Source organism: uncultured Kiloniella sp., from assembly GCF_937128705.1.
In the GTDB taxonomy this organism is placed as follows: domain Bacteria; phylum Pseudomonadota; class Alphaproteobacteria; order Kiloniellales; family Kiloniellaceae; genus Kiloniella.
Genome location: NZ_CAKZMP010000203.1, coordinates 1 through 8,708, shown reverse-complemented (window position 1 = coordinate 8,708; position 8,708 = coordinate 1). Strand labels below are relative to the sequence as shown.

General features: G+C 44.1%; 11 protein-coding genes and 1 riboswitch. Of the genes, 1 reads left to right on the top strand and 10 read right to left on the bottom strand.

Annotated features, from left to right (window positions below; translation table 11 throughout):
* From nusB to Q0241_RS10900, 10 genes are all read right to left on the bottom strand, one after another.
* Nucleotides 1–428 (bottom strand): transcription antitermination factor NusB (gene nusB, locus Q0241_RS10945; RefSeq protein WP_299377274.1); only part of this gene is annotated, 428 nt, incomplete at its 3' end.
* 12 nt (nt 429–440) lie between these two features.
* Complete coding sequence (gene ribH, locus Q0241_RS10940; protein WP_299377273.1) at nt 441–887, bottom strand: 6,7-dimethyl-8-ribityllumazine synthase; 447 nt, start codon at nt 885–887, stop codon at nt 441–443.
* A gap of 53 nt (nt 888–940) precedes the next feature.
* On the bottom strand, nt 941–2,083 hold the full coding sequence (ribB, locus tag Q0241_RS10935) for a 3,4-dihydroxy-2-butanone-4-phosphate synthase (protein ID WP_299377271.1): 1,143 nt from the start codon (nt 2,081–2,083) through the stop codon (nt 941–943).
* Nucleotides 2,076–2,690, bottom strand: a complete 615-nt coding sequence (locus Q0241_RS10930) for a riboflavin synthase (RefSeq protein ID WP_299377269.1) — start codon at nt 2,688–2,690, stop codon at nt 2,076–2,078. The genes ribB and Q0241_RS10930 overlap by 8 nt, the downstream gene beginning before the upstream one ends.
* Before the next feature lie 34 nt (nt 2,691–2,724).
* Nucleotides 2,725–3,840 (bottom strand): bifunctional diaminohydroxyphosphoribosylaminopyrimidine deaminase/5-amino-6-(5-phosphoribosylamino)uracil reductase RibD, encoded by a 1,116-nt coding sequence (ribD, locus tag Q0241_RS10925; protein ID WP_299377267.1) that lies wholly within the window; start codon nt 3,838–3,840, stop codon nt 2,725–2,727.
* A 57-nt stretch (nt 3,841–3,897) separates the two neighbouring features.
* On the bottom strand, nt 3,898–4,383 hold the full coding sequence (nrdR, locus tag Q0241_RS10920) for a transcriptional regulator NrdR (RefSeq protein WP_299377265.1): 486 nt from the start codon (nt 4,381–4,383) through the stop codon (nt 3,898–3,900).
* A 70-nt stretch (nt 4,384–4,453) separates the two neighbouring features.
* On the bottom strand, nt 4,454–5,746 hold the full coding sequence (gene glyA, locus Q0241_RS10915; protein WP_299377263.1) for a serine hydroxymethyltransferase: 1,293 nt from the start codon (nt 5,744–5,746) through the stop codon (nt 4,454–4,456).
* Nucleotides 5,747–5,776: 30 nt separating this feature from the next.
* Complete coding sequence (gene rpiB, locus Q0241_RS10910; RefSeq protein WP_299377261.1) at nt 5,777–6,211, bottom strand: ribose 5-phosphate isomerase B; 435 nt, start codon at nt 6,209–6,211, stop codon at nt 5,777–5,779.
* 572 nt (nt 6,212–6,783) lie between these two features.
* Nucleotides 6,784–7,026, bottom strand: a complete 243-nt coding sequence (locus tag Q0241_RS10905) for a hypothetical protein (protein ID WP_299377259.1) — start codon at nt 7,024–7,026, stop codon at nt 6,784–6,786.
* Nucleotides 7,027–7,135: 109 nt separating this feature from the next.
* Nucleotides 7,136–7,600, bottom strand: coding sequence for a MarR family winged helix-turn-helix transcriptional regulator (locus Q0241_RS10900; RefSeq protein WP_299377257.1), 465 nt, complete (start codon nt 7,598–7,600; stop codon nt 7,136–7,138).
* Between the two features lie 201 nt (nt 7,601–7,801).
* A riboswitch (SAM riboswitch) is annotated at nt 7,802–7,875 on the top strand.
* 91 nt (nt 7,876–7,966) lie between these two features.
* Here Q0241_RS10900 and Q0241_RS10895 point away from each other — a divergent pair.
* A partial coding sequence (locus tag Q0241_RS10895) for a PLP-dependent transferase (RefSeq protein WP_299377255.1) occupies nt 7,967–8,708 on the top strand: 742 nt, incomplete at its 3' end.

The window sequence follows — 8,708 nt, the reverse complement described above, 5'->3', positions numbered from 1 at the left end:
TTTACCATGGCTGTTTCTTTATCACCAAGAAACGCATGAGCGACATCAACATATTCAGAAATAATCACTTTTGCGGGTGTTTCTGCACGTTGTTGAATTTCATAAGCGCCAGCAACCATCACCAATCTTAACAATGGGTCCAACCTGTGGATGGGCCACGATTTATCCAGAACAGAGACCAGCATATCATCAAGAAGTTCCCGTTCCTGACAGATACCTTTGTATAGCTCAATAAATAGCTTCTGGTCCATGGCAGCAATGTTCAGTCCGTCGACTTCTTCATCTCTACGCATGTTCAGGAACTCATCCAAAACAGTCTTGGAACTTCCTTGGTTGAACTCTATCTGGAAAAGCGCTTGTATCAAGGCAAGGCGAGCCATACTTTTTTTCAGGCTTGCAGTTGGCGCTTTAGAATTGTCCTCAGTCACGGTCATAATTCCTTATGCAACACCGTACTGGCGTTTTAATGCGATCATATCAAGGCAAGCCCGTGTTACTGCGCCACCTTTGTTCTTTTCGGTAGCTCTTGCTCGTGCCCAAGCTTGTGCTTCGTTTTCAACGGTCAATACACCATAGCCAATCGCCATATTGCTATCAACGGCCAGATCCTGAAGCTTTCTTGCGCTTTCCACACAAACATAATCGTAATGGCTTGTTTCGCCGCGAATAACACAACCAAGTGCAACATATCCATCAAACTGACGACCATCTTTGCGCAGGGATGCAAATTTAATTGCAGCAGGTAGTTCAAAAGCACCTGCAACGGCAACAACTTCGTAACTGCAGCCGTCTTTTTCAAGTTCAGCAATAGCCGCACTTTTCATCTCATCAGCAATAGCGCTATAGAAACGTGCTTCAACAATCAGAACGTGGGGTTTGTCAGTCATTCTTTGCTACCTAATAAATCCATACTGTCTGGCGCCTAATCCAATTCGATAGATTAGGTCGTCTCAACTATTGGACGCTGTTCAACTACAGAAAGCCCGTATCCGTCAAGCCCAACGATGTTTTTCTCTGCATTTGTGAGAAGAATCATCTTTTGAACACCCAGATCAAGTAAAATTTGAGCTCCAACACCATAATCTCTTAGATCATGGTTAATTTCGACAGGCTCGCCAAGTCTTGTTTTAATTGCGTCAGAAAGACTTCTTGGCGATGGTTCTCTAATAAGAACAATAACGCCCCGTCCTTCTTGGTCGATCATCTTCATCGAATTATGAAGATCGTCTGCTTTTCCGCTCTGGGTGTCTATTAGAACATCATCAAGGATATTTAAAGCATGCATTCTAACAAGCAAGGGGGCATCCGTCGAAATATCACCTTTCCATAAGGCAATGTGCTCGGCGTAGGTTGTGTTATTGACATAGACGGCCAAATTGAATTCGCCAGCAATCTTTGAATGCAACTTATCTTCGAGTGTTTTTTCTATTAAGTGATCATTTTTCCGTCGATATGCGATCAAATCTGCAATAGTTGCGATTTTGAGCTTGTGTGTTTGTGCAAACTCTATGAGGTCATCACGACGGGCCATTGTGCCGTCATCATTCATAATTTCACAAATAACGCCAGAAGGGTTTAAACCTGCCAAACGAGAAATATCAACAGCAGCCTCGGTATGTCCCGTTCTGACAAGAACACCACCATCTCTGGCCACAAGCGGAAAAACGTGCCCTGGCGTTACTATGTCATCAGGGGATGCGGACGGATCAGTGGCAACTGAAATTGTACGTGCTCTATCCGGGGCTGAAATACCCGTTGTGACCCCTTCTTTGGCTTCAATAGACACGGTAAAAGCAGTTTCATGCCTAGTTCCGTTTTTTTGCGCCATAAGTGTCAAGCCAAGTTCTTCAACACGCTCCTTACAAAGGGCCAAACAGATAAGGCCTCTGCCGTATTTAGCCATGAAATTGATGGCTTCGGGGGTCGCCATCTGAGCAGGAATAACCAGATCGCCCTCATTTTCGCGATTTTCATCATCGACCAAAATAAACATATGGCCATTTCTTGCTTCTTCGATGATCTCTTCTGGTGGGGATAGGATATCACTAAAAGATTTTGCGCCATTAGAAGACGAATTAGCCATTGTTTTGCCTTTCCAGTAGCTGTCCAACGTAGCGGGCGAGTAGATCAATCTCTAGATTAACCTTACAATCCCCGACTTTAAAACTTCCGACCTGCCATTGACCAAGGGTTGTCATCTCTGCGGTATGTGGAATGATATTCACGCCGAACTGATTTCCGTTAACTTCGTTGACGGTCAGAGATACACCATCCAGAACGATTGAGCCTTTGGGCGCAATAAATTTTGCAAGTTCTTCAGGCGCTTCAAAAGTAAACCGTTTGGAATCGCCATCGGGAACGATACTGATCACAGAAGCAACGCCATCTACGTGGCCTGAAACCAAATGCCCCCCAAGTTCATCGCCCATACGTAACGCCCGTTCAAAGTTAACTGGCGTCCCCTTGGTCCATATCCCTAAAGTCGTTTTTGACAGTGTTTCGGCCGAAACATCAGCGCTAAACCACCCCTGCCCCTTCTCGACAACGGTCAGGCAAACGCCCGAGCAAGCAATCGAAGCACCTATATCAACCGTGTCCATTTCAAAGGCAGTATTAAATACGAAGCGTTTGTCGCCGTTATTCAAGATTGATTGAACAGATCCAAGGTCTGTTATGATACCCGTAAACATCTAAATGCCTTTTCTTATGCATTTGATAACAAAATTAAAAATCACGTCGATAACTTTCGACCATATCTTCACCCAGCTTGGCAACATTGGATAATGTGAACTTTGGTGCCAAGGATAGTTCCTCTAACCCAAAACCTGTTGTTACCCCCAAACCATCGCCCCCAATTATCTTTGAGGCGCGAAACCAGATGATACGATCAATAAGATCCGCTTTGAAAAGTGATCCGATTATATGGCTTCCACCTTCGACCAGAAGTCTTGTAACGCCTTGTGCTCCAAGCTCTTTCAAGACTGCGATCGGGCTGATGTATCCATCTTTATCTTTATCAATGAGGCAAACTCTTACGCCGGCATCTCTATACGCACTCAAACGCGACGTATCGTTTTCCCGAAAAGTCATCAGTATCGTTTCATGCTCTTTTGCTCTTGTGACAAGATCATGCGTCAAAGGCAACCTGAGCCTGCCATCCATAACAACACGTTTGGGAGACTGATGTGTCAGGCCTGGTATCCTAACATCCAGCCGAGGATTATCTATAACCGCAGTTCCACTACCGACAAGAATGGCATCGTTTCGTACTCTGAGCATATGTCCTGCCCGGCGAGCAGCTTCGCCAGTAACCCATTTACTTTGCCCGGACTTTGTTGCGATACGACCATCCAATGTGGTTGCAACCTTTAGAGTAACAAGGGGGCGTCCGTGTCGAATTTTTGTGAAAAATCCAGCGTTTAATTCCTCTGCTTCGTGTTGTCGTACGCCGACTTCAACCTCAATCCCCGCATCCTTTAAAGCTTGTAAACCTCGCCCTTGGACGCGTGTATCGCTATCTTCCATAGCAACAACACAACGGCTTATTCCCGCAGCGATCAAAGCATCACAGCAAGGTGGTGTTTTTCCGTGGTGAGAACAAGGTTCAAGGGTCACATAGGCTGTTGCCCCTTGAGATGACATTCCTGCTTCGTCTAAAGCAACGGGTTCAGCGTGCGGGCGCCCGCCGGGCTGTGTTCGCCCTCTGCCAACAACCCGTCCATCCTTGACAATGATACACCCCACGGATGGGTTCGGACTAGTCGTACCTAATCCCCGCGCGGCCAGAGACAAGGCGGCATCCATATGTTGGAGATCAACATCATGCTGTTCTGCGGACATCACACGTTTCTATAACTGTTTGAGACGATATTTTGTAATTCAGATAAAGTGAAAAAGCTATTGATCGGTCGGGTCTCGGCCTAAAATATCGAGGTCGTCGCCTAGTTTACCAACGAACTCTTCAAAATCTCTTACTTCTTTGAAATCTCTGTAAACAGACGCAAATCTGACATAACCAACTTGATCAAGTGTTGCCAACGCATCCATGACGAGTTCGCCAATTAGATCTGTCGCAATCTCGCTTTCACCAGATGATTCAAGGCGACGGACGATGCCGCTAACAACGCGTTCAACACGGTCTCTGTCAACATCACGTTTTTGGAGGGCAATATTCATTGATCGGGCGATTTTCTCCCGATCAAAGGGTTCGCGCTGTCCATTCCCTTTTACAACAATCAGCTCACGTAACTGAACGCGTTCAAATGTTGTAAATCGGGCACCACAGCTTGCACATTGACGGCGTCTACGGATCGCTGTGTGATCTTCTGTTGGTCTCGAGTCTTTGACTTGAGTATCTTCACTACTGCAAAACGGGCAGCGCATATTCCCTCACAGTTTCCCCCTAAGGGGATCCGAGTTATGACGATTTGGAAATCATAACCCGGATAAAACCTTAGATTTCCAAATCTTGGTAGATTGGGAATTCACGGCAAAGTGCTTCGACTTCGCTGCGAACTTCCGCTTCGATTTTGGAGTTATCTTCGCGGTTTGCAGCAAGTCCATCAAGAACTTTAGTGATAAGTTCACCAATTTTCTTGAATTCAGCGTCTTTAAAGCCACGTGTTGTACCTGCCGGCGTCCCCAAACGGATACCGGAAGTTACCATTGGCTTTTCTGGATCGAACGGAATGCCATTTTTATTACAGGTCAAACCGGCACGGTCTAGGCTTTCTTCTGCAATGTTACCTGTCAGGCCTTTTGGTCGTAGATCAACCAGCATCAGGTGGGTATCTGTACCGCCCGTTGTAATTGCAAAACCGTTTTCAACAAGTGTTGCTGCAAGTGTTTTTGCATTGCTGACAACCTGTTTCGCATAAATTTTGAAATCAGGATCCAGGGCTTCTTTCAATGCAACAGCTTTGGATGCAATACAATGCATCAACGGGCCACCCTGAAGACCAGGGAATGCAGCGGAGTTGATTTTCTTTCCGATATCGAGATCGTTTGAAAGAACCATACCGCCACGACCAGCACGTAGTGTCTTATGTGTTGTTGTCGTCACAACATGTGCGTGTTCCATAGGGCTTGGGTGAATGCCTGCGGCAACCAAACCTGCAAAGTGAGCCATATCAACGTGCAGGTACGCCCCTACTTCGTCTGCAATTGCACGGAACTTTGCAAAATCAAGTACGCGCGGATATGCGGAGCCACCAGCAATAATCAGCTTTGGTTTGTGTTCAACAGCCAGATCACGAATTTCATCATAATTCAGCTGGTGTGTTTCTTTATCCACACCGTAACTAACAGCATTGAACCATTTACCGGAAAGGTTCGGGCGTGATCCGTGGGTCAGGTGACCACCAGAAGCAAGATCCAGCCCCATGATTGTATCGCCTGGCTTGATAAGAGCCAAGGTAACGCACTGGTTAGCTTGCGCACCAGAGTGCGGCTGTACGTTAACATATGCACAATCGAAAAGTTCTTTGGCACGGTTAATTGCTAATTCTTCGACAATATCAACGTATTCACAACCACCGTAATAGCGACGATTTGGATAACCTTCGGCATATTTGTTTGTTAGAACAGTTCCCAGTGCCTGCATCGTAGACAAAGAAACGATATTTTCAGATGCGATTAGTTCAATCTGATTTTGTTGACGTGCCAATTCTTTGTTAATTGCATCAGCAATTTCAGGATCAGTCTGCGCCAAAGGTGCATTAAAGAAGGTGGTTGTATCTAAGCTCATGACAACTTCACTCTCTGGTAAAGGTGATTATTATCCAAGTTTCTCGATGCGCCCTTGATGGCGCCCACCGGCAAACTCAGTGTTCAAAAAGGTTTTAAGGCAAGCTTTTGCGACCTCAATACCGGTTGTTCTGGCTCCTAAAACCAGGACGTTGGCATCGTTATGCTCACGCGATAAACGAGCCAATGTTTCGTCGTGACAAAGAGCTGCACGAATACCTGCATGTCGATTAGCGGCAATGGAAATGCCGATACCTGAACCGCAGACAAGAATACCTGTTTGTGCGTCACCATTTATAATTGCTTTTGCTAATGCAGAACCAAAGTCCGGATAGTCAACACGATCCGGGCCGTTTGTGCCCAGATCAAGCACATCAAAACCCAGGGCTTCGACGTCCTTTTTTAACAAGTCCTTTAGTTCATAACCTGCATGGTCAGCAGCCAAGGCAATGGTAGTTTTGCTCATTTGTCCGTACTTTTTTTGTTTTCCCGATAAAGCGAATTGATCACATAGCACACCTGTTGTGTTCTCGAAAGACAATGACAGGTTAAAGATCTCATCCATAATTGATTTTTGTTTTAGTTAAATCACTATGAAATAAGTTCGAATATGTTCCCAGAATTTAAGGCTTATCTTTTTCGCTTTATCAGGCCTTTAAACAGGTTAAAGGTTATAATGTGATTCTTTTGTCTCATGCTAGACAATTTACGTACATTTTATAGAACATCTGCGGCATTATTGTACCAAGACAACTTATTGGCATAACATATTAAGCGATTTGCTTTTGTTCTTAGGCTGCTATCTCTTTGAATTTACTCTCTTAAACAAGAATGAAAGGTATGTATAAAATATATTGAGAGAAAATAAGTGTTTGAATTTTCTCATTTTTTTAAAACCTGATAAAAATTATGCGCTATTATGTCGCAGGTAAAAGAAGATTTATCTGAGGCTCCAGAAGCTCAAAATGCATTTGATTCCATTTTTTCTTGTTTGTTGTCGTCATGAAAATTTGATTTTGAGAACTTAGTTTCTCAATTTTAAACGATAATTCCGCCTCTATGGTCTTTTACCGTTTTTTGCTGAACAGATTTATCTGTCCTTTTTTTATTCAAAACATAGCTTAGCTTTTTTATGACGATTTGTTTTAGCTTTTGCTCTGTTTCTTTGGGGTCACCGACAATTGATACTTCGGTCATAGTCGCTTCGTGAAAGGCACTTACCTTTACGTAAGAACCCATTCTTGAAAACTCTATTATAATTCCCTGATCAGCTGTACTCATCAAACCAAACCAACAATAAAAAAGGTCTCTGTTAATACAGAGACCTTAAAAGTAACAGAAATAGTATCCTTTTCAAAGATACTACATGTAACTTGTTATTCGATTATGCCTATGGGTTTACACCGCCACCCATTGGCATCGGTGAAGACCAGAATAGCTGAAGGCGATGAAGCGTGGCCGTCGTCACTTTTAAATCTTCGTCCGTAACGACACCGCCACTTATTTGTTCAGCATGGGCATCAAAAAGGGTGGAAATAGAATTGAAAATCTCTAGCCCGGTATCAGAAGCCCGTACATGAAATGATCTGCGGTCATGTGGTGAGCGTTCTTGAATGAGGTAACCGTTTTCGACCATTTTCTTAACATTATAAGAAACGTTCGATCCTAAATAATACCCACGATGGGTCAGTTCCCCGACAGAAAGTTCTTCTGCCCCTATGTTATAGAGGATCAGAGCTTGAATATTATTCAGGTCCCGAATGCCGCGGCGATCTAATTCAGCCTTCACCACCTCCAAACACTGGCGGTGCAAGCGTTCAACCAAAGATATTGTTTGCAGATAAGCAGCCTTCACGATGTCCTCACAATAACCATAAACTTTAATGAAATTTGATGGTATTTTATGCAACAGGCGTTAACGGCGGATTAACCGGAATCTAATTTATAAAGAAAATATATATAAAATCATTGATCCAAAAGAGTATTTTCCATTTTTACTATGTAATTAAAAGTAATTCTTTCTTGCTCTGGTTGTCTTATAAACGTAGGGTACATGATATTAATTAGCGCTGATTTGGAGCTCAGCTTGCGGGCGCTTAAAAAATGCAGCTAAATCGAGGGGAAACCCATCTGAATTAAGATTACGCATTTTTTCTGCCCTTTCTGTGCATCCTGATCAAAAGTCCCTATGTTTAGGGAAATAAAACTAACGGGTGATGCAATGACAATCGATACAAAAAATCCGGAGACTTTGGTTCTTCATTCTGGCTACAGAAGTGATCCACAAACAGGTGCTGTTGCGGTACCTATCTATCAGACAACATCTTTTCAGTTTGATAGCGCTGAACATGCCGCCAATCTTTTTGCTCTGAAAGAGTTTGGGAACATCTATACACGCATCATGAACCCAACCACGGCTGTACTGGAAGAACGCATTACAGCTCTGGAAGGTGGTGCTGCATCACTTGCCGTCAGTTCTGGTCAGGCCGCAAGTACATTGGCTATTCAAAACGTTGCCAAAGCTGGCGATAACATTGTCAGCTCTACTGAACTCTATGGCGGCACATATAACCTTTTTGCAAATACACTACCGAATATGGGCATTGAAGTTCGGTTTGTTGATCCGACTGATCCTGAAAATTTCCGCCGTGCAACAGATGAAAACACCAAAGCCTATTACGCAGAGACACTTCCCAACCCACGTTTGCGTGTTTTCCCCATAAAAGAAGTTGCTGACATAGGTAATGAAGTTGGTGTGCCCCTAATTATGGACAATACGGCGGCACCAATTCTTTGTCGCCCGATTGAACATGGTGCTCATGTGGTTGTCTATTCCACTACGAAGTATATCGGTGGCCACGGAACATCTATTGGCGGCATGATTGTTGACGGTGGTAATTTCGATTGGGAAGCCAATGCAGATCGGTTCCCGCTTTTGACCCAACCTGATCCCAGCTATCCTG

Excerpts from the sequence above, each read along its gene's own strand:
- rpiB (WP_299377261.1), bottom strand. The coding sequence starts at position 6,211 with ATGAGCAAAACTACCATTGCCTTGGCTGCTGACCATGCAGGTTATGAA.
- nrdR (WP_299377265.1), bottom strand. The coding sequence starts at position 4,383 with ATGCGCTGCCCGTTTTGCAGTAGTGAAGATACTCAAGTCAAAGACTCG.
- ribB (WP_299377271.1), bottom strand. The coding sequence starts at position 2,083 with ATGGCTAATTCGTCTTCTAATGGCGCAAAATCTTTTAGTGATATCCTA.
- ribH (WP_299377273.1), bottom strand. The coding sequence starts at position 887 with ATGACTGACAAACCCCACGTTCTGATTGTTGAAGCACGTTTCTATAGC.
- Q0241_RS10905 (WP_299377259.1), bottom strand. The coding sequence starts at position 7,026 with ATGAGTACAGCTGATCAGGGAATTATAATAGAGTTTTCAAGAATGGGT.
- ribD (WP_299377267.1), bottom strand. The coding sequence starts at position 3,840 with ATGTCCGCAGAACAGCATGATGTTGATCTCCAACATATGGATGCCGCC.
- glyA (WP_299377263.1), bottom strand. The coding sequence starts at position 5,746 with ATGAGCTTAGATACAACCACCTTCTTTAATGCACCTTTGGCGCAGACT.
- Q0241_RS10930 (WP_299377269.1), bottom strand. The coding sequence starts at position 2,690 with ATGTTTACGGGTATCATAACAGACCTTGGATCTGTTCAATCAATCTTG.